The organism is Lysinibacillus sp. COL-1 (assembly GCF_059814265.1).
Window position 1 is genome coordinate 3,642,384 of record NZ_JCAWSJ010000004.1, and the last position, 24,666, is coordinate 3,667,049.

20 protein-coding genes and 11 pseudogenes are annotated in these 24,666 nt (G+C 33.3%); 8 read left to right on the top strand and 23 right to left on the bottom strand.

What is annotated here, in order from left to right; genetic code table 11:
* Positions 1-14 precede the first annotated feature (14 nt).
* Together AC6BKE_RS26410 and AC6BKE_RS26415 are read right to left on the bottom strand one after the other, a co-directional pair.
* The gene (locus AC6BKE_RS26410) at positions 15-767 is read right to left on the bottom strand and encodes an urease accessory protein UreH domain-containing protein (RefSeq protein ID WP_009374042.1); all 753 of its coding nucleotides are present in this window, start codon (positions 765-767) and stop codon (positions 15-17) included.
* A gap of 14 nt (positions 768-781) precedes the next feature.
* Positions 782-1,354, bottom strand: coding sequence for a DeoR family transcriptional regulator (locus AC6BKE_RS26415; RefSeq protein ID WP_009374044.1), 573 nt, complete (start codon positions 1,352-1,354; stop codon positions 782-784).
* Positions 1,355-1,691: 337 nt separating this feature from the next.
* Between AC6BKE_RS26415 and AC6BKE_RS26420 the strand changes: the two are divergent.
* Positions 1,692-1,805, top strand: a pseudogene (locus tag AC6BKE_RS26420) (cytochrome c biogenesis protein CcdA); the annotation flags it as partial.
* A gap of 96 nt (positions 1,806-1,901) precedes the next feature.
* On the opposite strand, the gene AC6BKE_RS26425 reads toward AC6BKE_RS26420, so the two are convergent.
* The 17 genes and pseudogenes from AC6BKE_RS26425 to AC6BKE_RS26505 all read right to left on the bottom strand — a co-directional run bounded on the left by AC6BKE_RS26425 (position 1,902) and on the right by AC6BKE_RS26505 (position 14,643).
* The gene (locus tag AC6BKE_RS26425; protein WP_009374046.1) at positions 1,902-3,743 is read right to left on the bottom strand and encodes a TnsD family Tn7-like transposition protein; all 1,842 of its coding nucleotides are present in this window, start codon (positions 3,741-3,743) and stop codon (positions 1,902-1,904) included.
* 129 nt (positions 3,744-3,872) lie between these two features.
* Positions 3,873-5,390, bottom strand: a complete 1,518-nt coding sequence (locus AC6BKE_RS26430; protein WP_499858287.1) for an ATP-binding protein — start codon at positions 5,388-5,390, stop codon at positions 3,873-3,875.
* The gene (locus AC6BKE_RS26435) at positions 5,387-6,676 is read right to left on the bottom strand and encodes a TnsB C-terminal domain-containing protein (RefSeq protein WP_499858288.1); all 1,290 of its coding nucleotides are present in this window, start codon (positions 6,674-6,676) and stop codon (positions 5,387-5,389) included. Before AC6BKE_RS26435 ends, AC6BKE_RS26430 begins: the two co-directional genes overlap by 4 nt.
* Positions 6,636-7,055: a hypothetical protein gene (locus AC6BKE_RS26440; protein ID WP_499858289.1), complete on the bottom strand. Its 420-nt coding sequence runs from the start codon at positions 7,053-7,055 to the stop codon at positions 6,636-6,638. The genes AC6BKE_RS26435 and AC6BKE_RS26440 overlap by 41 nt, the downstream gene beginning before the upstream one ends.
* Positions 7,052-7,168, bottom strand: coding sequence for a hypothetical protein (locus AC6BKE_RS26445; RefSeq protein WP_499858290.1), 117 nt, complete (start codon positions 7,166-7,168; stop codon positions 7,052-7,054). Before AC6BKE_RS26445 ends, AC6BKE_RS26440 begins: the two co-directional genes overlap by 4 nt.
* 35 nt (positions 7,169-7,203) lie before the next feature.
* Positions 7,204-7,536, bottom strand: coding sequence for a hypothetical protein (locus tag AC6BKE_RS26450; protein ID WP_499858291.1), 333 nt, complete (start codon positions 7,534-7,536; stop codon positions 7,204-7,206).
* Positions 7,517-8,014 (bottom strand): TnsA endonuclease N-terminal domain-containing protein, encoded by a 498-nt coding sequence (locus AC6BKE_RS26455; RefSeq protein ID WP_499858292.1) that lies wholly within the window; start codon positions 8,012-8,014, stop codon positions 7,517-7,519. The genes AC6BKE_RS26450 and AC6BKE_RS26455 overlap by 20 nt, the downstream gene beginning before the upstream one ends.
* Before the next feature lie 1,019 nt (positions 8,015-9,033).
* Positions 9,034-9,882, bottom strand: coding sequence for a multicopper oxidase family protein (locus AC6BKE_RS26460; RefSeq protein ID WP_499856470.1), 849 nt, complete (start codon positions 9,880-9,882; stop codon positions 9,034-9,036).
* 93 nt (positions 9,883-9,975) lie between these two features.
* Positions 9,976-10,242, bottom strand: a pseudogene (locus tag AC6BKE_RS26465) (multicopper oxidase domain-containing protein); the annotation flags it as partial.
* Positions 10,191-10,433, bottom strand: coding sequence for a hypothetical protein (locus AC6BKE_RS26470; protein WP_499858293.1), 243 nt, complete (start codon positions 10,431-10,433; stop codon positions 10,191-10,193). The pseudogene AC6BKE_RS26465 and the gene AC6BKE_RS26470, both read right to left, overlap by 52 nt.
* A gap of 257 nt (positions 10,434-10,690) precedes the next feature.
* Complete coding sequence (locus tag AC6BKE_RS26475) at positions 10,691-10,900, bottom strand: hypothetical protein (RefSeq protein ID WP_499858294.1); 210 nt, start codon at positions 10,898-10,900, stop codon at positions 10,691-10,693.
* Entirely contained in the window at positions 10,872-11,168 is a 297-nt protein-coding gene (locus AC6BKE_RS26480; protein WP_499858342.1) for a VTT domain-containing protein, read from the bottom strand. Before AC6BKE_RS26480 ends, AC6BKE_RS26475 begins: the two co-directional genes overlap by 29 nt.
* Before the next feature lie 112 nt (positions 11,169-11,280).
* Positions 11,281-11,571, bottom strand: a complete 291-nt coding sequence (locus AC6BKE_RS26485) for a C39 family peptidase (protein ID WP_499858343.1) — start codon at positions 11,569-11,571, stop codon at positions 11,281-11,283.
* A complete protein-coding gene (locus AC6BKE_RS26490; protein ID WP_499858295.1) occupies positions 11,553-12,209 on the bottom strand; it encodes a C39 family peptidase in 657 nt (218 codons plus the stop codon). The genes AC6BKE_RS26485 and AC6BKE_RS26490 overlap by 19 nt, the downstream gene beginning before the upstream one ends.
* Positions 12,210-12,402: 193 nt before the next feature.
* Positions 12,403-12,934, bottom strand: a pseudogene (locus AC6BKE_RS26495) (YdhK family protein).
* 781 nt (positions 12,935-13,715) lie between these two features.
* Positions 13,716-14,093 (bottom strand): cupredoxin domain-containing protein, encoded by a 378-nt coding sequence (locus AC6BKE_RS26500; RefSeq protein ID WP_054786965.1) that lies wholly within the window; start codon positions 14,091-14,093, stop codon positions 13,716-13,718.
* 13 nt (positions 14,094-14,106) lie between these two features.
* Positions 14,107-14,643, bottom strand: a complete 537-nt coding sequence (locus AC6BKE_RS26505) for a hypothetical protein (RefSeq protein WP_499858296.1) — start codon at positions 14,641-14,643, stop codon at positions 14,107-14,109.
* Between the two features lie 284 nt (positions 14,644-14,927).
* On the opposite strand from AC6BKE_RS26505, the pseudogene AC6BKE_RS26510 reads away from it, so the two are divergent.
* Positions 14,928-15,847, top strand: a pseudogene (locus AC6BKE_RS26510) (C40 family peptidase).
* An 87-nt stretch (positions 15,848-15,934) separates the two neighbouring features.
* On the opposite strand, the pseudogene AC6BKE_RS26515 reads toward AC6BKE_RS26510, so the two are convergent.
* The 4 genes and pseudogenes from AC6BKE_RS26515 to AC6BKE_RS26530 all read right to left on the bottom strand — a co-directional run bounded on the left by AC6BKE_RS26515 (position 15,935) and on the right by AC6BKE_RS26530 (position 20,207).
* Positions 15,935-16,551: pseudogene (locus AC6BKE_RS26515) on the bottom strand (nitrite reductase).
* Positions 16,552-16,718: 167 nt separating this feature from the next.
* A pseudogene (locus AC6BKE_RS26520) lies at positions 16,719-19,135 on the bottom strand (heavy metal translocating P-type ATPase).
* 81 nt (positions 19,136-19,216) lie between these two features.
* The gene (gene copZ, locus AC6BKE_RS26525; protein WP_009374080.1) at positions 19,217-19,423 is read right to left on the bottom strand and encodes a copper chaperone CopZ; all 207 of its coding nucleotides are present in this window, start codon (positions 19,421-19,423) and stop codon (positions 19,217-19,219) included.
* A gap of 452 nt (positions 19,424-19,875) precedes the next feature.
* Positions 19,876-20,207: pseudogene (locus AC6BKE_RS26530) on the bottom strand (four-helix bundle copper-binding protein).
* Positions 20,208-20,523: 316 nt separating this feature from the next.
* Here AC6BKE_RS26530 and merR point away from each other — a divergent pair.
* The 6 genes and pseudogenes from merR to AC6BKE_RS26560 form a co-directional block, all read left to right on the top strand.
* A pseudogene (merR, locus tag AC6BKE_RS26535) lies at positions 20,524-20,916 on the top strand (mercury resistance transcriptional regulator MerR).
* A gap of 28 nt (positions 20,917-20,944) precedes the next feature.
* Positions 20,945-21,346, top strand: coding sequence for a cation transporter (locus AC6BKE_RS26540; RefSeq protein WP_499858297.1), 402 nt, complete (start codon positions 20,945-20,947; stop codon positions 21,344-21,346).
* Positions 21,309-21,941: pseudogene (locus tag AC6BKE_RS26545) on the top strand (FAD-dependent oxidoreductase). The gene AC6BKE_RS26540 and the pseudogene AC6BKE_RS26545 overlap by 38 nt, the downstream one beginning before the upstream one ends.
* A 163-nt stretch (positions 21,942-22,104) precedes the next feature.
* A pseudogene (locus AC6BKE_RS26550) lies at positions 22,105-22,547 on the top strand (oxidoreductase dimerization domain-containing protein).
* A 191-nt stretch (positions 22,548-22,738) separates the two neighbouring features.
* Positions 22,739-24,062, top strand: a pseudogene (locus tag AC6BKE_RS26555) (ISL3 family transposase).
* A gap of 528 nt (positions 24,063-24,590) precedes the next feature.
* Positions 24,591-24,666, top strand: a 76-nt coding sequence (locus AC6BKE_RS26560; RefSeq protein WP_499858344.1) for a sunset domain-containing protein, incomplete at its 3' end; no start/stop codon positions are given.

Genomic DNA, 24,666 nt, shown 5'->3' on the forward strand with positions numbered 1-24,666 from the left:
AAACAAATTCCCTTCTATCCTATCCAAGCATTTAAAGTTTCGAATAATCCTGACAATATAAAGAAGATTGCAGAAATATTCCTTGATACATTATGGAATGAATACAAAGTCTTCTTCATTGGATTTAATAACCGTTCACTAATAGTCAGTAGTATCACATATAAAATGAGTGGCATTGCTGTTCCAATTGCAAAAAAAATGGGACCTATCAAATTAAATTCTCCATTTCCTGTCGGCAATAACAAGACAAAAAATAACCAAAACAACGTAGGACAGAATAAAAAACCCATAGCCAACCCAAAAGAAAGAGATGTATTTTTCAATTTCAATCCTTTTTGGACTTTTTGGAAGATACGTTGTGATGCAGAGGAATGTACTGAAATATTTCCAAGGAGAGCTAATCCAATTAGAATAAGAGTAAGGCCAAATAATTTACGGAAAAACATTGTTCCAATGAAAGGAATATCAGCAACTGTACTACCGATGAATACAGACATTATGCCTAACAATATGTACACTAAAGATTTGCCTGTAATATAACTCCCTACATTCAACCACCTTTTATTTTTTTCAGTCTCATATGTAATCAAAGCAACAGCAGTAGAATTAGATGTAAGTTGACATGGTGCAGTTGCCCCAACCAACCCTAATAAGAAAGCCTTCATTCCCCATACATCTAGTTTTAGTGCTAATGTATAAATTGGTTCTGCTACTAAATTGGCTAACTGACTTAACCACACATGTATCTGAAGAAGTACCTCATTCATTTAAATTCCCCTCTTCAACTGTTCTTACAGGACAATTTAAGGTGTTGAGGAAATGATTTCATTATTTCGGAAAATGTAAGGACTTTACCTCCGAATCCTTTTACAAAGTTCTCTGCATATTCTTTAGTCTCAAATACCAACACTTGTGGGTAACAACAACGAATATGGACAGTAGTGTCTAAAACAAACCAAGCTAGATGAGCGCTAATCGTTGTCCCTGTTAAAAAATCGGTACAAATTGCTTGTGCTACCTCATCACCTAACTGTCGATGCCGCAGTATTCCACAATGGCTGCAACAAGCATTTTCACGTTCTCCATTTAAAAGAATTATCCTGTAAACCAATCGATCATCACACTTACGATGACAATACACACACTCGTCTTCCTCAACACGATGTATAGATTGATCCCTTATAAGTGTAATCCCACCATATGTCTTCATAATAAGCCCTTCTTCAATCAGAGGTTTTATATCTCGATGTATTGTCATCTCTGATACCTCAAGTGTTTGACTTAATTCTGAGATTTTCAAATTGTGTCTATATAGAATCATGTCACGTATAAGTTGTTGTCTCTCTGAAAGCATAGTTTCCTCCTGAATGTTATAACTTAACAAGATATAACATCATTTTATTACAGCAATTAGAATAATCAATATAAACCTCGGGATATTTTGTTACATAGTTATGTCAATTATCTATAAAATCTTCTGTAGATGCTCCCCCCACATGAATATGAGAGGTTGCATAGTATGTATTGAACTAAAAAACAGAAGCACAGTAGTTTCAATTACTGTGCTTCTGTTGCTAAATAGAAGAATAAATATTGCTTTGATTACAAACTTGTTCACTGTTCAAGTTCTTCTAGTCAATATGATTTGCACAGCATGCAACGTCTTTTTCCAGACAAAAAGTCATCTCATTATGAGCATTGGTGGATGGTTAATGATAGTAATGGGTGTGCTACTCTATTTTGACATGATGACAAAAATTATTGCTTGGTTTACTCCCTTCTTTGGTGGATTCACAGGATTTTAATTTTTCGATTTCAAAGATGAACAACACCATTATGACTACAACAAAAAAAGCCGTGTTTTCAGCTATGAACACGGCTTTTTGGTATCATTCTTTATATCAGAATTTTTGCTTCGCACTTATTATCTGCCTTTTTATTTCTATCTCTAACCCAGAATAAAATCTTTCACTGATTCCTGCTTTTCGCATTATTTTCCAAACTTCAAGTTCTTCATCTTTTAATTGATCTATAGCCCAACTAATACGCCTCTTTTGAAAATTGGTCGTATTTTCTTTAACACTCTCAATATACTTCATCGTATTGGGCAGTTTATTTACTCTTTTTTCTAACAACGATTTATTATTAATCATTTTACCTATACTGCTTACGGTTATTCTAACTGGTTTTTCTTTAGCACTTATATCTTCCACTGCTTTTTTTACCATGCCCAAGATGTGAAGGTCTCTCTGTACCCAATCAACTCTTTTATTAGTAACCCTATTTACTTTAACAACTGGGGAATGTTCCTTTAACCATTCCTTATCATTTCTATAAATTCGCATATAAAGTGATGGGTCTTTTTTTCTAAGTTCTGTTCTTGATAATATGGGGTATTGGTTAATTAAATCAATCCATTTTTGCTTCAAATCACTTTTAATATGATTTTCCTTGTTCATAGGCTTACTATTTCTTTGCTTAGAATACTTAATAATTGTTTTGGTGTCGACTTTTAATATTTTTGAGCATGCTTTATAACTCAACTGTTCTATTTCAACCAATTGATGGAGTTTGCTCAACCAAGTATCACCTAACATCTTAATACGCCCTATATTTGTTTTATCCTCTTCTGTTTTATCTGGCCCCTTACGAGAATAAACAAAGCCACAGGCACAGGAGAAGGTTCCTACCGGCCTTTTAGTATCATAGCAACGAGTAACCTTTAAATTAGTTATTACAGGCTGTAGAAAGTGTTCTGCCGCAGGATTCAAACATAGATATGGCTCTTCACCAAATGGACTATATCGTTTATTTGCATACTGTTCAATTGTATCAACCGATTCACCTAAAAAATAAATGAACAGTAAATGCCGTACAGGATGAAAAGACTTTCGATGTTTTCTTGTTATTGCCCTTAACCAACACTGTCCTTCTACACCACTTGGAAATGATTGCATCAATATTAAAAAATCGACCTTAAACTTCTTAATAAAGTCTTCTTCTAATCGCCTTTGGTCGATTGTGCCGTTTGATTTTACATACCCTTCGCGATCCAATAGGTAATGATAAATCTCTAATAAATTTAACTGATCAAATTTATAATCCTTTTGATTTAAGTTGCTACTTTCTACAGCAAAATGACGTAGCAAATCAAAGTTTACTTTTGAAACATCACTTTTATTGCCCTTCTCTAAACTGTTTTCAATGTTTGAATAAAAATACGAAGAGTTTCCTTGCCTAATTAAGATTGAACTGTCTACAAGCAAGACAGAATGCTTTAAACAAATAAATACACTTGGTAATTGGTGATATGTCCGCCAATATGTTTCTCCATTCACTTGAATATCTTCTTCAAAGCAGTTAGGACAATAGCGAAAATACATAGGCTCTTTTACTGTCCCAGCCATTTGACCTGTTGAATAATGCAAGGAAGTATTGCCACAGCCATATAACATTTTATTTCGAACACTCTGTTTTATTTCTTTTGAAGTAAAATTTGTATAGTAGTTATACAATGTATGATAATTTATCCATTCATCAATACTCGAATTTAAAAAAGGATTTACTTTTTCTAATAATATCTCTAAATCAGTAGGTAAATCAGGAATAATATATGCTTTCTTTTTTCCAAACAAATCTAAAGTTGAATGTTTATTACTTAAATTCCCTGAACGTTTATGGTATCTAGCCAACACACTATATAATAGTTCATCTTTATAAATTGAAGGAAAAAATGCTAACATCTATTTTATTTACACACCCTTACATTATTAAGTCATCTAAAGGATTTTTAATATATCCTTCTTCACATAATGCCTCATAAGCAGAGCGTTTATTCTTCTTTCCTATATCAACTATTGATTGAAGTTTATTTACTGAAATATTGCCTTTCGCTTCATTTTTCTTTTCTTTCTTTCCCTAATGTATTGGAGTGATAGAGTCATTAGTTGTGGAATTGTTGACTCAGGTGAATTTTTCAGTGCATATTTAGCAGCGTTTTCAGCAATTTTTTCTGAAACATCTAAATTAATTAAGGATAGGATTAATTTTTCTAGTATTGGAAGTTCTTTATTTGTACGATCTTGTGCCATCTTTTCTTTTTTCGCCTGAACCCTGGCCTTAAGGTCTAATACTGGCAATCTATTTAGAATATAATCTTCAATATCCATTGGAACAATATCTTCGTATTTTGCAATGTCGCTTTGATTTCCGGATTTAAGAGCCTCCAACATAGGTTGAAGAAGTTTCAAATCTTCTTTCACTACCTTTTGTATAAGTTTAGGGGTTATTTTTTCAAGGCCAGAATTGATTGCCCTCGCTTGTGCGAGTAAATACAACTTAACAGCAACATCCACAATTCCTTGGCTCTCTTCGTAAATCGTGTTTAATAATTCTTCTGTCAGTTCCGTATATTCATTCGTCCACTGATAATCCCACATACTTGTGATTAATACTTCCCAATCATCATCTTGTTTCATTTGCTGCCATACCATGTCGCCTTGGCCACTGCTTCTACGTGCTTGTCTGAAATCCTTTTGTAATAATGCCTTGGCTTTCATGGTTCCAATAAACATTACTGGTACTCCTATTTCATTCACTAGCGTTACAAAAAAATTCATCATCATTTCTGATGCAGCACCTGATGCAGATAACGAGTGCTGAACCTCATCAATGATTAGAGCGCCTATTGAGTGTAAACGAGCGACTTGCCCCATACGAGTTACCATTGAACTAACTGAATTTGATGGCTTACCATACTTTTCAAAATAATTAGTACCTGTCAACGAATCAACTTTTTTGAAAAAGTCCATACAAAGAGTTTTTAATGATCCATCATGTGGACAATCCAATTTTAACCATACAATTTGAATCAAATTGATTGGATTTTGATGCAATATTACTTGCGGATAAAGAGATAGTACCCTTTCTATCGCAGATGTTTTACCTATTCCTGGATATCCCATTAAAGTGAAACTTGAAGCAGAAGAACGTATATCTGGCGGTAATCCAATTTCCTCTTTATTAACAAGCTTGTTGTGTAAATCAAGTAATGCTTGAACATGTTTTTTATGTAATGGATTTCGATTAACATATCCATACCTAATGAAACCTGAAAAACGCTGTTCTAGATTTAAGGTTTGATTTATAGGCTGATAAAATCTTGATAATCTTAGTAAAGCATGGTAACGATGATGACTTGATAAATTTCTTTCACTATTATGAAACATAGGTATAAAGCTAAGTTGATCAAACGCTTCTTCTTTAGAGAGTATCGGAGGTAACGCTTCAATAAGGGGATTCCCTTTATAATCAATTATTTCTTGTTCACGATACTCTGCCAATAGAACTTCAATACCACTCTCTAATTCAATTGTCTTCCCATTTTTCATTCCTTCTTCTTCCTTCTTTGCTTTTTAAATAATTCCATTATCGTAGATGTTTCAGTTTTTTCATCTTTCTGCTCAGAAGGTGCAAAAGAAATAATGTTTTTATCATTATCAATCTCAGTTACACCTATTTGAAATGCCTCATACTCTCTTCGTAAACTTTTTTCAACTTCCCGATTTTCTCTAATATTTTTTATTTTTTCCGTTTTAGTGATTTTATTATTTTCATCTTGATTTGGTGTCTTAATTGCCTCATCCACTATTCCTTCAATTTTAGAATAAAAATTAATTTCTTCTTGTAACAAACTATGACTTTCAATTTTATATGTGTTTTGTTCAATCATTAATAATTGTTCAATTTCTTCAAGTACTTTATTTTTGTATCTCTCCTGATGATCTAAAAGGAAGCAACTTTCAAAAAGTGATTTATCATTAATGTGCAGATAAATAATGTCCATGTTTCGAGGATCGTATGAAATATCAACTGTCCAACTTTTCTTTGTTCTAGCTTGTACAAACCAAGATTCCTTTATAGCTGTTTCACAGCTAAATAACCTATTTTTAAACTTTATTCCCTTTGAGGTTACTGTAGCTGTATCTCGTGGCAATAAGTAAAACTTTATAGTATTAGGATGTTCCTTCCTTAGCTTACCTGCTCTATTTTTAATGCCCCAATTCCAGAGTTTAAGAGGAGTCGGTTTTACATTTTCCCGTATCATCTGCTCATCTCTTAGATAATCCTTCATATAGTGATTTTTGTTATAAAATAAAACAAAATTGATTAGAATTTTTGTATATTGATCTATAGTTAACTTAGCTTCTAAACGATAATCACTAGCCCCACGTTCCCTAAAATCACTCTGTATGTAACCTGGTAAGAACGGCTTTATTTTACTTTGTGAAGTATCGAACAATTTTTCCACAATTCCCTTCCAATCTGGTCGAAAAGCAGGATTATTCTCCACTACCAAATCCAACCCTTCAATTAAACTATTCACGTTATATCCCTCCAACTCACCTCTATCCCCTAGAATAATTTCAGGAAGATGCGCAGATGGCCACATTTCATTTGAAATTTCTATACCATATCTACTGCAATATTCCTTTTTATCTGATGCTGCATTTGCTATTGCCATCATCATTCCTGCCCAAGAAGGACCTTCAAATCCGATATACATTCCTGTAATCATATGTGTATATACGTCCACCACAAAATATATAATTGGTTTACCTACAATATAATCAGAATTAAAACTCAAATACCAGATACACATTACCAATAGTCGCATCTATTTGATATCGTGATCCTGGCCCCATGACTTCATAAGTTGAAGATCCTAATATTGCTCGATGATCTCGTTCAAATTTTTTCTCACCTTCTCGACTTACTATTTTTTGTTCAATACCAAATTCTTTGTTGTGCCAATATCTAAATTGTCTTAATGAAGGAATTTTATTTTCATCCTGTATTACTATATATTTTGTTCCGTTTTCGTAACGAACTTCATCTGCATAGAACTCCTTTATCATCATTTTATATGCGAATGACAATGAGTTTCTCTTGCTTGTAAAATAGTACCTTTTAATCGATTTACGAAATATTTCCCTTGTTTCATCGGTTACATTTATTCCTACACTGTTAGTGGTTCTAGGTTTTCCCCTTTTCAAAGTACCACTTTTTTTATTTCTCCCTTACCTCCAGAGTTACTATAATCCGGAAGCAAACTATTCATAGTTTTTCCTCTCTGCCAGTACTTTCTCAAATATTTATAAGCAGTCATTTTTGTACATACTTTATTATTTACAAGTTCATTTATTAGCTGCCCACGTTCTTTTTCTTATAAATTGAAGGTTCATCATTCACTAAGTTTTTGATAATTGCCCACGCTGTGTCTCTCTTTTGTTTCATTCCCTCAGGTAAATTAATGTGGTTAATTAGTATGTTTGTGTGATCAGATTCGAATTTGGAGTATGAATTTTCTATAAATCCTTGATGTATATCTTTAACTTTTAAAAGGAATGGTAAGGCATTGGAATCTTCTATATCAATTGCATATGTAACGATGTTACTTTCATTAATCCAAAGTAGACGATATACTTTATTACACGTCAAGTCTTTAATTAATTCATTAACTGATATTGTAATCAATGTTATCCTCCTTAGAAACATTCATAATAATTTGATCTAAAGTTAGATTGCTTGGGTTAATTTTCTTACTCATATCAATCGAAATATATTTTCGAGCTATAAAATGTTTTATATAACTTAAAGATGAGCCTGTTTCTAAGTTATAATCCTCATCAAATTTATTACAAACTACTAATAAACTCTCTTCGCTATCTTTTTTTAAAATCAATAAATGCAATAATAAAGTAGAATAGCTTATATCTTCTTCTGCTAAATAATAAGATTTATGTATCCATAGAATATTGTTTGCTAGTTGTTTAGGAATTTCCTTTTCAGTTATGACCCCCCAACTTATTCCTTGTATCTCCCAATACTCTCGTTCAATTTCAAACTTTTCAATTACTCGTTTATCTTCAAGTTGTTCACTTGGTTTTACAGTTCTAGCGATATATTTTCTTTCAGAGTTTTTTACTACTGTTATAAAGAAATCTGTTGTCATATCTATCGGTATACCTGAACTATTATCTTTAGAGTGCTTAATTCCTTTCTCTCAGCTATACGAATAGTTGTTTCAACATTTAAAGGAAACTGTTCTCTTATGTCTACCACTGTATCTTCCCAATCTAATAAGAGAAAAAAGTCTCTTTCCAAGTTAACAGAACAATTGCAGGTGTCTCTTCGCGGTCCACCCTATTAATCGAGAAGCATTTCCTTGTGACGATATTCTTGTATTTTAATCCAAGGTATATAATTTGATAGTTCCCCTTGACCTCGTCCTTCTTTAATATAGTCATTTCTTTTTTTCTCAGACCAACCGTATTTCCTTTTAAGACATGTAAAGCACCGCCTCGTCGACATAATTATGGTTCAAAAAAATAATTTCTAAAATTATTATAACTTTTTGACTTACTTGTAGTTTAATTTATTCCATTTTATAAAAGTATTTATATTACAATCGTTTACACATAAAAAACGTCCTTTAAAGAGTGGACGTTTCTAATTTTAGTAAGAAAAATACTATACTTTCTTCGATTCACATTATGTTTTTAACAGCCCTTGATTATATACAATCCACTTCTCCAATTCTCTTTCTACCGCTCGATTTTGCCATTCAAACCAAATCCCAATACACTCACTACAATGACTGTCAACACCGATTTTATTATGCAAATCCTTACATGTAAAAATGGTCTTTTTACGACACTTATAACAGTAGATTTCAATCTCTTTATAAAATTCCATAAATATTACCTTTCATTTTATTCTATATTCATTTCCATTAAAGGGACAAAAAATACATAAAATCATTAAGGTATTCTTTTGTATTAACTAAATAAAAATGTTGTTAAGTTGTTAAAAATTTCAATTGAAATTTTAGAAAAAAGATTGAGTATTTCTATAGGGTAGGTTATTTAATATGAACCACGACCAATAACCCTAGATATAAGAGTTATGTAATAGAAACCAATAAAAAAACCTCCTTGATGGTATTTGGAGGTTTTAATAATCTATTTATATTTAATTTACTTCAACTTGCCCCATCATACCATTTTCTTCATGTTCAAGGACATGGCAGTGGAACATGTATATGCCCTTATTATTAAACTTCACTGCTAATTTAACTGTTTGACCAGCTTCAATTGAGACAGTATCCTTCCACCCTTTTAAATTTAAAGGAGGTTCTTGACCATCAATCGACACGATTTTAAATTGAGTGCCATGTATGTGGAAAGGATGTGTCATACCACCCATCATATCAGGTTTATTATAAATTTCCCAAATTTCAGTCTCACCCTGCTTTTGAGTGAAATCAATGCGATTCATATCAAACTGGTTTCCATTTATAGAAACCATTGTCCCCATACCAAATAGTTCAAGCTTCTTAGAAACTGGTAAATTTTTCTCTTCTTCAGTAACACTAAAATCATTTAATTTTTCTGAAATTTTACTTGTACTTGTAGTCTTTTGTTCAATTTTAAATGGTAAAAGGGTAGTACCTTCATCATTTATTAATGCTATATCAGTCTTGTCATCCATTTTTGAAAAGTCCACTATTACCTCTGCTCGCTCACCTGGTGTTAAGGTAATTTCTTTCATATCAGTTGGTTGATTTAAGAAACCACCATCAGTAGCAATTTGTTGGAATGTATCTCCGGTATTCAATTTAAAAGTATAATTACGAGCATTAGAACCGTTTAATAAACGAAGTCTTACTTTTTCTTTACCAACTGTAAGTTTAGGATTCAACGTACCATTAATTAATAAAGTATCTCCAATTGTACCATCTTCATTAAGGACTGCTTGATAATTTAATTGCTTTTCTTCAGTAAATTGTCTATCTTGGAATACTAATGGAAAATCATTCACACCATATTCATTTGGTACATTGATTTCTTGTGAGTTTTCATCATCTATATAAATTAAACCAGCTAAACCTTTATATACTTGCTCTGCTGTAGCACCTTCTGGATGTGGATGGAACCACAGCGTAGATGCTCCCTGATTAACTGTAAAATTTACATCTTCTGTTACACCTGGCTCTAGGACTTGATGTGGGCCGCCATCACCATTTCCAGGGATTTCTAATCCATGCCAGTGAAATGTTGTTGGTTCAGATAAATCATTTTTAGTTCTAAACGTTACCGTTTGATCTTTATTAATACGAATGATTGGCCCTAAAAAGGAACCATTATATCCATATGTCTCTGTTTTAGTTCCCTTAAAGATTTCTGTTGTTCCTCTTTAGCAGTAATATCAACAATTCCATTTTTAGGTTCAATAATAGGTGGGAGCGCAAGCTCATTTTCCCCATTTGAATTATTTAATGCTAATGGATTGTTATGACTCGCATGACCATTTTCCATGCTACTATCTTTATTATCCATACCCTCCATGTTTTTCATTTCTTCATCACTCATATTGGAATGGTCCATACCAGACATATTAGAATGGTCCATATTTGAATTATTATTAGATTGGAATTACCCGCACTACATCCTCCAATTATAATAGCGCCTACTAATAATGAAGTAATCAAAAGTTTAGATTTATTATGTCTCCTCCTTTTATTCTTTACATAGGCACTATAACAAATAAATATGGAGAATTTATGGATTTGAAATTAAATGAGACAAATATTAACCACTCTATCTAAGAAAACTTTGAATAACTTTTTTTATTTCTTAACTTTCCAAATCAAAATGATAATTGAAATTAATAAGATACTTATTACAATTTTCCATATTAAATTTACTTGCATAAAACCATATACTGCACCTGCTTCAAAGATTAAAGCTGGTATTTTTCCAATCGTACTAGCAAGCGTAAATGTGCCTAAAGACACCTTAGAAAATGCACTAGTAAAAGTCACAAGACCTGATGACATAAAGTAAAATCCTTAAACTGACAATTATCCAAAATGCATCAGAACCTTCCAACTCCTTTAATTTTAAAAGTTTAGGGTGCAATACGAACGGTCTTTTCCATTTATTGATTCCTTTTCTATATAAAATAAAGCTAATAACTGCACCAATTGATTCACCGATAATAGAAATCAGCAAACCGTTGAATACTCCAAAAAACACAAGGTTAGTGGCTGTAACAAAAACACTTGGTAGTACACCTATAGTAATACTAACCAAAGTATTTATCATTAAACTAACCAAAATTGCAAATAATCCAGATTGTTCTAGTAAATGAAGTAATTTTCTTCCATGATTAAACGCTATCTTTTTTAACCTATTACTTGCATATAATGAACTATTGTTAATAAACAACAACTGCCTGTTCGCCTAATGCTTCATAACTATTAAAAAATGCTCCCTTATCCAATGTTATAATTCCCTTACGTGGATCCATTACTTCCACAGTAGTATCTCCCACAGATAATAGTACCATTGTATGTAAATTTTGATACATTTGATGGTATTCACCTGTTTCTTCAATAATCCATCCCCCTTTAACCTTTGGTGGTGAGAGGTCCAATGTTACCCATGTAATAACTGGTATTCCCTGTCTAATATAATTTGTTATTTCTTTTATTGTTCTTCCACTAATATTTTTTGCTTGTAATCTAACTTTCTCTCTGTGATAAAATTATTAGCTGCTTTGACAATTGGTTCGGCAAAAACATATGTACCCGTTTCTAGATTACTTGGCTCGCCGCCATATGCTTGATTAGGATTTGGCCCATACTTTTTTTTCATTTTGTATTCAAAAGATTGTTTAGGTAAATAATTTTGATCCATTTCTAATTTAGATGTTTCTGCACCATAGTAATTAAGTACTGCTGTAAGAGTAGTTATTTCACACCCATTTGGTAGTTCAGGATTTCGTAGAATTACAGGTACTCCAAATCCTTTATTATGATTTACTGCATATGTTTGAACCAATATGGATTGTGTAGATGACGTATACGTAAATTTTTTTTCTGTTAAATACATCCCTGTTGTAAAATTGTCTGGACTCCCTACTTTTACTGTATAAGTTTCATTTGGTTGTAAATTATAAAATTCTGCCTCACCTTTATCCAAACTAATTGTTGAATCTATTTCTTTCCCTTCTTCATCGAGTAATTCCACATATAGATCATTAAGTGGATCTCCACTAAAATATTCAACTGTTAAAACTGCTATTTTATTTGAATTGATATTTTCGTTTGTACAACCCTTTAAAAAAACTACTAATACTCCCAAAGTGAAGATAATTCCTCTCTTTCTAATTTCCCACGCTCCTCAGTTATTGTTATATTATTAAAAATGAATATAACGAATAATTATGGAGAAATTATGGATTAAAATTAAAGGATATTATAGAATTTCTAAGAACCTAAAAAAGATGTCCAATTTGTCAAAATTGACTCGTCGAACATCTTTAAGTATTTAATTTTTATGGAGAAGATAATTCACTTTCCGTTAGCCATTTATGATTTTTTATTTTTTCACCATTAGTAGAAGTGTAGTCAACCACATACACAGTAGTTTCTTCTGCGGAATCAATTTTTGCAGTTACCCCTTCCATACCCTCCATATGATTAGCATTTATAATAACCTGTGTTCCTGGTTCAAATGGCTCTGAACCAGCACCTTCTATTTCTTCTTGAATGACCCACTTATATTTGTTACTCGATTTCCACCATTTGTAGGAGCGTAAGATATAGTATAGACTATTGTATCGTATGCCCCTACAATTGTTGCTTCAGCTCCATCCATGCCTTTCATGTGATCTGCATCAATTATTGCTTTTGTCCCAACTCCAAACTTAGGATTTTCAGCTTCTTTTAAACCTTCAGGAAGTTCATTTGAACTAGGATTCATTTCAGAATGGTCCATACCTTCCATATCTTTCTGGCCATTTCATTTGTCTGCATTTCTTGTTGACTTTCTTTCTTATTTGTATTTCCTGTACATGCAGAAAGCATTAATGCAGCAACTATAGTACAAAACTCATTATAATTTTTTTCTCCATCATAGTCCTCCTACTCGCAGGCTTGAATTTTTGTATTCCCAATCATCATAAATTTACTTTAGGGATATTTCATACGAGTTTTTCTTTATTTAGAATCACCAAGAAAATTTAATATATACATTTTAAAGATACCCTCCTTATTCATTTTTAAAACCTGGATTGTCAAAAATGTTGAAACAGCAAAAGGGGTAAGGAGCTTTTTTTAAATTAATTCATATAATGAGATTAACCAATTTTTTAAGGAGTAGATAACCATTGATAACGAAGCTTTTAAAACATTTTCTGATTCTCAATTATTAATTGAATCTATTGAAAAACTAGGTGATGAATTATTTGCATTAACTGTGGAAATTGCATTGAATGTCTTAAAGACTGTAAGTAGTGAAGATGGCCAATTTACAAGCGATTTTTCTTCGCCATCAAGTTACTTGCAACAACAGATAGATTATTTGATTTCTGAATTAAAAATGGTAAACGAAATTATACAAAGTAATGAAAACGAAGCAAAATAATATTTGTGATTGTATCCATATGCTTCAAAATTAATACCCTACTTTTATTTGAGACTAAACATTTTTTATTTCACCGTCATCTTATTTATCAAAAAATAGAGCTTATCTAAATATATAGATATACCTTATGCCCTGTTAATAATAACTGGGCATTTTCAAATAAGTATCATTGTATTTAATTTGACAACTCCATTTGTATATCAATTACAAAATCAAAGCTAATTACTTAATTATAAACTTGCCAACCATACCAAGCTCCTTATGTCCTGGAATAGTACAAACAAATTGATATTCTCCTGTATTAATGGGAGTAAAACTCATTTTTTCTGTATTTTTAGGCCCAACATGGAGATGAATCATATTCTCCTCCTTTTTGTGATGTACATGATTATTACTACTAATAGTATTTGATGTTGGTATTGTAACTTCAATATCATGTTCTATATTATCTTTATTAATTAATTCTAATGAAACCGGTTGATTCTTCTCCAAAATTACTTCAGAGGGCGAATACTTCATATTTTCTGTTTCTATAGAAATAATCTTAATCTCTTTCTTTTCTAATTTATTTTGAGCGTTCGAGTGTAGATTATGATCCACTAAAGAAGAGTCTTTAATAAAGTTTATTTGTTTTTCGGCAAAAGGAATTTCCCAAAAAAGTAGAAGAGTATAAAACCGAAAAGAAGAAGGGTGTTAAAAAGCCCATTTGACTTTGGAATGTTTTTTGACTTTTACTTGGAAATAGTTGCAATAAAAAAATAGTGAAAATTGATAGCAACAGAAAAATTCTTATTAATACAATGGATTGCCCGCCATCCACCATTTCACCTAACATTGCCCCCATCATACCAGCCATTAAACCTGCCATTAAACCTTCTAACATAGGTAATAGACAATCCAAGTTGCAACCACTTAAAAAGCCAATGCTTGCACCGAGAATAATTGAAATAATCGTTGAGTAAAACAAGTTCCCTTGAAAGGTAACTCCAAAAAGTATTCCTAATGTTAGCCCTACATTCATACTAAAAAACATTGAAATAGTCATACCTTGCATAGGCTTAATAGTCTTTTTCATAATTCTTGAAACCATTATGACAATTAACAATAAAAACATTAGTGATACTAAGACAAACATTTGATAAAATCCCACATATCCATCCTTTAACAATTTAATTAGCCTGTCTAAAATACACACCGTATACCTTATATAGGTATGCTCGAAAGAGAGTATTTATTTTATTATTACTTGATTTAAGTTTTATTTATCTTCAAGTAACATCACCTAGTTATTATTGCAGTGAGATTACACCGAGTATATTAAGTCACCATTTAATATTCTGCACAAATCAGTAATATAAATGAAAAATTTAGTATCTCTATTCCATGCTATTCTTACTTTAATCAAAAAAGCGATTGCTTTTCGAAAGTAGTTTAGTGAAAAAGAGATGGTTACTACCGGTTTTTGCGTCATTTGTAATTTTTTCAGGAATAGGTATGAATGATGCTGAAGCAGCATCAGTTACTGATTTGACGAGTACAGCGAAAGATTATATAGGAGCTCCTTATAAATATGGTGGGAATGATATTAATACAGGTGTAGATTGTTCAGCATATACAAAGTTTATATTTTCTAAGTTAGGTATTTCTTTAGAGCGCACATCTAAAGACCAATATCAGCAAGGTACTTCTGTTTCTAAAGATAGTTTAAAAGCAGGTACCTCGTATTTTTTAATACTTCAGGCAACGGCATATCTCACGTTGGAATATACATAGAGAATGGTAATTTTATATCAGCTACTCCAAGTTCGGGTGTTAGAATTGATAAATTAAACGATCCTTACTATTGGGGTTCTCGTTATATAGGTGCAAAACGTATTGCAAACTTTACTACAAATGAAATAGCTCAAGCAGAAGTTAAAGGTGAAGAGATAGACTTTTCCATTTATGCCTCACGTGGAGCAGTAGCCATACAGCTTGCTAAAGCTTTAGCATTAGATACAAGTGATACAAACTCAAGTTTCCCTGATGTTAAATCATCTTCTGAACAAGCTGGAGCTATAGTAGCACTAAAAAAACTTGGAATTTTTAATGGAGATAGTAATGGTAAATTTAACCCAAATTCACCGATTACTCGCGGTCAATTAGCAAAGGTTTTAGTTCAAGCATTTGATTTAGAACAACAAGGAGAACCAAAGAATTTTACAGATGTAACGAGTACTCATTGGGGCGAAAATCTTATAGCAGTTCTTTCATCAAATAAGATTACGCAAGGTAAAGGTGATGGCACATTTGGCGTAAACGACAAAGTAACATTAAATCAATTAAATATCTTTATAGAACGATTAACTCGATAAATTTTGTTCGAGGACTTAAATTAAAAATGGCGGCTCATTTATTCAGAGCCGCCATTATAACCTTCCCAGAACTTCTTAGGTGTAAAACTAATTTATTAACTCTTCTTTTCCTATCCGTTTTAAAAATTTGAAAAACGTTTCTCGTTTTTTTCCATTTCTCTGGAATATACATTTATAATCTTTTCTATTTTATCGTACAATTCATCTGGTGTTAGATTCTCTTGCAACAAAGATCCCACCTCTCTGCATCTTTCCCTTTTGCTTTTCCTCCAACATATAAATTGTAATGGTCTTTAATTTTCATAATCCCTATATCACTTAACATTGGTTCACCGCAACCAACAGGGTAACCTGTGTATGCAACTTTAAGAGTGAATGGTACAGCTTTTCCTGCTATACGATATTTATTTCTTTTGCTACTGGCATCCCCTCTTCTTCTTCTCCTTTGCAAAAATTACATGTTCTCAAACTCTTTACAAAGTTGCCAACTGGATAACAAGATAAATTAACACGGTTGAATTCTTCAATTATTTCTTCTTTTTTATTTTTCAATTTCTAGATAGAGTTGTTGGAAGGTTGTTAACTCAAGCTGTGCGTCGTCTTCCATATATTTGGTGATCGTTAAAAGTTGTTTAGAATTTAGTTTTGCCCCAACTTATCTTCCCCATTAACTCTATTTTAATTTTTTTATCTTCATTACTCATACCAATTTTCCTCCATACTTTCCCAAACAATTAATTTATTTTGCTCTTTACCTACCTAAGGATGGTTTATCTGATGAAAATAGTAAGTTAAATTATGTCAGTTAAACTATTGCGTATTTCTTTATAAGTAAACCCAATAGAGTAAAGTTTACAATTGAATTAAAGGGTTATTTATTATCTAATTTTACTTTTTGTAAGCGTAATGCATTTAAAACTACAGATACAGAACTAAATGCCATCGCCGCACCTGCTACCCATGGAGCAAGTAGACCTATTGCAGCAATAGGAATACCCAAAGTATTGTAGGCAAATGCCCAAAATAGGTTTTGCTTAATATTCCGCATTGTTTTTGCACTCATTAAAATAGCATCTGCAATACTATTTAAATCGCCACGAATTAACGTAATATCAGCAGCTTCCATGGCAACATCCGTTCCTGTACCAATGGCCATACCGATATTTGCTGTGGCCAATGCCGGAGCATCATTAATACCATCTCCCACCATCGCTACATTTTCCCCCTTGTGCTTGTAGCTTTTTCACCTGCGTCTGCTTTACCTTCAGGCAATACTTCAGCGATAACTTGATTCACGCCTACTTCTGTTCCTATCGCTTGAGCTGTACGTTCATTATCACCAGTCATCATAATGACTGTAATGCCCATATTCTGTAGTCGGTGGATTGCCTCTTTTGACGTATCTTTAACTGTATCAGCAACAGCTACTAAGCCTGCATACTGACCATTAATGGCAGCAAGCATTGCTGTTTTACCGTTTCGCTCTAACTGCTCCATTGTTGGTAAAATATTATCAATATTGATTCCGTATTGTTGCATTAATTTTCGTGTACCAATGACAACTCCTTGACCTGACACAGTTGCCTGCACACCATAACCTGGAATAGCCTCAAAAAATTGAACTTCTCCTAATGCTATGCCACGTTTTTCTATGCCCTGTACTATAGCTTCTGCTAACGGATGCTCTGACTGTTTTTCAGCAGCCCCAATTAATGATAAAAAACGAGCTTCCTCCTGCTCTGAATCTAAAAGAACGTCTGTAAGAACAGGCTTACCATGTGTTACTGTACCTGTTTTATCTACAACCACTGTATCAATACTTTGTGTTTGTTCTAAATGTTCTCCACCTTTAAATAAAATACCAAATTCAGCTGCACGACCTGAACCTGCCATTATGGAGGTTGGCGTTGCTAACCCAAGCGCACAAGGGCAAGCGATTACAAGTACTGCAATTAAGACCTCTAAAGCTGGTGTAAATTCTCCTGGGCGAACCCAAATGATCCAAACTAAAAATGTGACAATTGCAATGCCAACAACAATTGGTACAAAAACCCCCGAAATTTGATCTGCTAAGCGTTGAATTGGTGCTTTTGATCCTTGAGCATCCTCAACCACTTTAATGATTTGTGCTAACGCTGTGTCACGACCAACCTTTGTCGCTGTCATTTTAATAAATCCATTTTTATTAATCGTCGATCCAAATAATTGATCGCCTTGCTTTTTATCAACTGGTAAACTTTCACCTGTAAGCATTGATTCATCAACAGCTGTTGTTCCCTCTATTACCTCACCATCTACAGGTATCTTTTCACCTGGTTTCACTAGAATAACATCGCCAATGATAACTTCTTCTAAAGGAACCTCTTTTTCTACACCGTCACGTACAACAATAGCGGTTTTAGCTTGAAGTCCCATTAGTTTTTTTATGGCTTCAGATGAGCGTCCTTTTGCTTTGGCTTCAAATAATTTACCTAATAATATTAATGTAATTAATACAGCACTCGTTTCAAAATAAAGATCTGGACCATGATGCGACCCTATCGTCACAATCGCTTGATAAACACTATAGAAATAAGCTGCTGATGTCCCCATGACCACAAGTACGTCCATATTAGCACTACCATTACGTAAAGCTTTATATGCCCCTACATAGAATGCTTACCAACAATAAATTGCACAGGAGTAGCCAATACCATTTGGATCCACGGATTCATTAGAAATTCTGGGACATATAAAAATGATGTAAAGGAAAAATGTCCAACCATCGTCCAAAGCAGCGGTAAAGAAAGAATAGCCGATAAAATATTTTCGTTGTTGCTGTTTAATGGCCTTTTCTCGATGGTCCACTGTTTCCTGTTCATCAGCCTTTTGATGAGCCCCATAGCCCAATTTCTCCACCTTCGCAATGATGTCTACGATTGACACTTCAGATGGATTAAACTCAATCATTGCTTTTTCCAGGGCTAAGTTAACATTGGCAGAAGAGATACCACTTAACTTATTTAACCCTTTTTCAATGCGAGTTGCACAAGCTGCACATGTCATCCTTAATATCAAGTTCCGCCTTTTGTTTAACAACCCCATAACCAAGTGTTCTATCTTTTTTTCGAAATCTTCTTCACTTAATTTTGCTGGATTGTACTTAATAGATGATTTTTCAAGCGCTAAATTAACAGTCGCTTGTTCCACACCATCCATTTTATTTAAACCTTTTTCTATACGAGTTGCACAAGCTGCACAGGTCATTCCTGTGATCTGAATGCTCGCTTCTTTTAATGTATTACTCATGATGCTGTTCACCTTCCTCATACCCAATAGGGGTATATATTTTTGAAAACAAGAGAGTGCATTTATGCACTCTCAAAAATATTATTTTACCTCATATCCCTGTTCTTCTATTGTTTCCTTAATTTTCTCAAGCGATACTTGGGATTCATTAAACGATACTTCAACTTGTGCATCTTTTAAATTCACGTTTACTTGATCAACACCTTCTAATTTCCCTAAACTTTTTTCAACAGTATTTACACAATGACCACATGACATTCCAGTTACCTTTAAGATTCTATTTTCCATAAAAATCCCTCTCTTTTGAAATATTTTTATAAAATGTAAAAGGGTATTAATAATTTTTTTATATTTCCTTTTAACTTTCGAATTGTGATTTTAACTTATATTGGCTTCATCACTTTTAATGCAGTTTATCATTATCAAATAAGCTTCTTTAAACGATAAATTTGTAATTACATCATCGCCGTAAATTCTTCAACCTCCTCTAAACACACATTAATGTTACCATACCCCAGTTAGGTATGTAAAGTGGTGTTTTAATTTACTATATGCGTCACTAATTATGCAGTATATGTTAAATATCACGTTTATTTAACATTCAAACACTGTGACTTAATTAAATTTTTTAGCAGTCCATCAAAAAACTCTGCTCCTAAATAAGCAGAGTTTAAAACATTTTCGCGTTAGAAGAATTACTTTTATTTATCATTGATTCTTCATTTATAAAATCAAATCTTCTACACAGCCATTTTTTTACATACTCTTCAGCGCATCGGTAACATGTTTCTGCACATTCTTGGCAATGTTTATGATGTTCATGTTTTTTACAAACATCACCACATGCCTGACAAATCTCAGCACATAATTGACAAATTTGCTTTACGAATGGACTACCAGACTGCATCGATTTAGCAGAAAATGCACAAATATCGGCACATTCTCTAAGGGTACGAATGCACTCCGCTAACATTTTAACATCATCTTCTTCTAGACATTCATGATAACATTTATTACATTCCTTCATACACTCTAGACAAGCTTTAATACATTCTTCATAGCTCATTTTCAATTTTAAATACCTCCTGTTAATTTAGTCTGTCTTATTATAACCACTCCTATTTACTATATACCCCATTCAATCATAACTAATCTTCCCTATTGATATTAAACGGGTCTTCGGAATATATAGTGGAATTACTTTCTTAATAGTTTAAAAACAACTGGTGTTAAAATCGGATTTTCTGGTGGGGATGTTAGGATAATCAATAATATTATATAAAAGTATCAATCACATACGAGTGATACTTTGGGAAAAAAATAAAATAGTCCAATTTACTTGACCGTACTATGGTACACGGTTTATAATATTCATGGGGTGAAATAAGATGATTTATCGCATTAGTGAGTTTGCAGATAAATGTGGAGTTAATAAAGAAACGATCAGATATTACGAGCGAAAAAATTTATTACAAGAACCTCACCAACGGAAGCTGGTTATCGGATATATTCATATGATGACGTTAAGCGTGTTGGTTTTATTAAACGAATACTAGGAACTTGGTTTTTCTTTAAGCGAGATTTATAAATTACTTGGTGTTGTAGATAAAGATGAAGTTCGTTGTCAAGATATGTTCGAATTTGTTTCTAAAAAACAAAAGGAAGTGCAAAAACAAATAGAGGATTTAAAACGAATTGAAACTATGTTAGACGACTTAAAACAACGATGTCCAGATGAAAAGCAATTACATTCGTGTCCAATAATAGAAACATTAACATGAGAGATTAATTAACGAAAGGAGCTTTTTTATGAATAAATTTAAGGTAAACATTTCAGGAATGACTTGTACGGGTTGTGAAAAACACGTAGAATCAGCACTTGAAGAGATAGGTGCTAAAAATATTGAGTCTAGTTATCGTCGTGGTGAAGCAGTATTTGAACTGCCCGATGATATTGAGGTTGAAAGTGCAATAAAGGCGATTGATGAAGCAAATTACCAAGCCGGAGAAATTGAAGAAGTATCATCACTAGAAAACGTGGCGTTAATTAATGAAGACAATTATGACCTTCTTATTATTGGTTCTGGTGCTGCTGCCTTTTCTTCGGCAATTAAAGCTATAGAATACGGTGCAAAAGTTGGAATGATTGAGCGTGGAACGGTTGGGGACCTGTGTGAATATTGGCTGTGTTCCGTCAAAAACTCTTCTTAGGGCAGGGGAAATCAATCATTTATCAAAAGACAATCCGTTTATAGGTTTACAAACATCCGCTGGAGAAGTGGATTTAGCTAGTTTAATCACGCAAAAGGATAAATTGGTGAGCGAACTTCGGAATCAAAAATATATGGATTTAATTGATGAATATAATTTTGATTTAATTAAAGGTGAAGCAAAATTCGTTGATGCTAGTACGGTTGAGGTCAATGGGGCAAAGTTATCTGCCAAAACGCTTTTTAATTGCAACAGGTGCATCGCCTTCGTTGCCCCAAATTTCAGGACTTGAAAAAATGGACTATTTAACTAGTACAACACTTCTTAGTTAAAGAAAATACCAAAACGATTAACTGTAATTGGTTCAGGATACATTGGAATGGAGCTTGGACAACTATTTCATCATTTAGGTTCAGAAATAACGCTTATGCAAAGAAGTCAGCGACTTTTAAAGGAGTATGATCCTGAGATTTCAGAGTCAGTTGAAAAAGCGTTAATTGAACAGGGTATAAACCTTGTCAAAGGGGCAACTTTTGAGCGTGTTGAACAAAGTGGAGAGATAAAAAAGGGTTTACGTAACAGTAAATGGCAGTAGAGAAGTCATTGAATCAGATCAGTTACTTGTTGCCACTGGAAGAAAACCAAATACGGATTCTTTAAATTTAAGTGCAGCAGGTGTTGAAAATTGGAAAAAATAATGAAATCCTGATCAATGATTTTGATAAACAAGTAATGAAAAGATTTATGCAGCAGGAGATGTGACTTTAGGACCACAATTTGTATATGTAGCAGCCTATGAAGGTGGAATTATTACTGATAATGCTATTGGTGGATTAAACAAAAAAATAGATTTATCGGTAGTTCCTGCTGTTACGTTTACGAATCCGACGGTTGCAACGGTTGGTTTAACAGAAGAACAAGCAAAAGAGAAAGGGTATGATGTAAAGACATTGTATTACTTTTTAGATGCTGTTCCAAGAGCAATTGTAAACCGGAAACGACCGGTGTATTTAAACTAGTAGCAGATGCAGAAACACTAAAAGTATTAGGGGTTCATATTGTATCTGAGAATGCAGGAGATGTCATCTATGCAGCATCATTAGCTGTTAAATTTGGCTTAACGATAGAAGATTTAACAGAAACCCTAGCACCATATTTAACAATGGCTGAAGGAGAAATTAGCTGCACTTACGTTCGATAAAGATATTCGAAATTATCTTGTTGTGCAGGCTAAGGGAACTTTTTTACAACTCCCACTCAAGTGAACCAGCTAATGCTTTAAGGGATTTTCTAAGTGCATTTGTGGTCACAAAAATAATTTAACACTGATGATTTCGACATCAAATCTATAATTGATACCTTAACACCGCAGAGTAATAAAGGATGAATAATATGTCAGACTTATTATCCCTACCAGACATTAAAACAATAGAACCGCCACAAGAAAATGAAACCGATATGATGTTTAAAGTTGAAGCAGTCGGACCACCTGAACGTTGTCCTGAATGTGGTTTTGACAAGTTGTACAAACACAGTTCAAGAAATCAACTAATTATGGATTTGCCCATTCGTTTAAAGCGAGTGGGCTTACAATTGAACCGTAACGATACAAGTGTCGTGAATGCGGATCTACCTTCTGGGAACGCCTAATATCTGTAGATGAAAAGCGTAGTATGACCAAAAGGCTTTTAAAGTCCATTCAAGAGCAATCCATGTCTAAGACCTTTGTAGAAGTCGCAGAAAGCGTTGGTGTTGACGAGAAAACCATTAGGAACGTTTTTAAGGACTATGTGGCACTCAAAGAACGTGAATACCAGTTTGAAACTCCTAAGTGGCTTGGGATAGACGTAATACATATTATCCGTAGACCTCGGCTTGTATTGACTAATATTGAACGCAGGACTATTTATGACATCAAGCCTAACCGTAACAAGGAAACAGTCATCCAACGTCTTTCAGAAATCAGTGACAGGACTTACATTGAGTACGTCACAATGGATATGTGGAAGCCCTACAAAGACGCAGTGAACACTATCCTTCCACACGCTAAAGTTGTCGTAGATAAGTTTCATGTAGTTAGAATGGCTAATCAAGCCTTAGATAACGTCAGAAAGTCTTTGAAAGCCCATATGAGCCAAAAAGAAAGACGTACCCTTATGCGTGAAAGGTTTATCCTTCTAAAGCGTAAACACGATCTAAATGAACGTGAATCATTCCTCTTAGATACTTGGTTAGGTAATCTTCCTGCTTTAAAAGAAGCCTATGAACTCAAAAGAGAGTTTTACTGGATATGGGATACTCCTCTGATCCAGATGAAGGTCATCTTCGTTATAGTCAATGGAGACACCGTTGTATGTCCAGCAACTCTAAAGACGCATATAAAGACCTCGTGAGAGCCGTAGACAACTGGCATGTCGAAATATTCAACTACTTTGATAAAAGGCTCACTAATGCTTATACGGAGTCAATTAACAGCATTATTAGGCAGGTAGAGCGAATGGGTAGAGGTTACTCGTTTGATGCCTTACGAGCCAAAATCCTTTTCAATGAGAAGCTCCATAAAAAGCGTAAGCCACGATTTAATTCAAGTGCTTTCAATAAAGCTATGTTATACGATACTTTCAATTGGTATGAAGTGAATGATCACGACATTACAGACAACTTTGGTGTCGATTTTTCCACACTTATTAAGAATTTGGAGAAGGGTGATTTATAAGCCCTTTTCCACCATAAAATCCGAATACCCTATTAAACTAAGAGAAGCTTCATGAGACCTATCATCATACTAATTATGATTCCCATTCCTATGATTGAATAACTAATTACTTTTAAGTCATCTTTTTTTTGCAATCGACAGTATTTTTTATAACTAACTTCTCCATTTGCGAACATAAGACCAAATTGATCAGGTTTAATTGAATAAAATACACCATTCTCGTCTTCTAAAATTAGTTTTGTTATAAAGGTTCTCCCCGTTCGATTTTTGATTATGGTATTGCTTCTCGAGCCTTCAATCCTCACCACTTTGTATATGGAGTTCCCCAAAATCTTTTCTGTTATATGAAAAGCTTGATCTTCTATAAAGTTGTTATTTATACACACTTATGGCCCCTTCGTTCACTAAGCTTCTGATATACTATATGTAAAATTTAATATATAGTTTGGGGTACCGTCAGGAAAATGCAGATTTACAACGTTAAGGAAATTATAATAGAAAAAAGTCCAATTTCTCAGTATCATAAAAATTTATCATACAGCAGATTCACCTCGGTATGAACGAACTAAGTCAGAAGTCATTTTTTGTATGCGAGCTCCTTTAT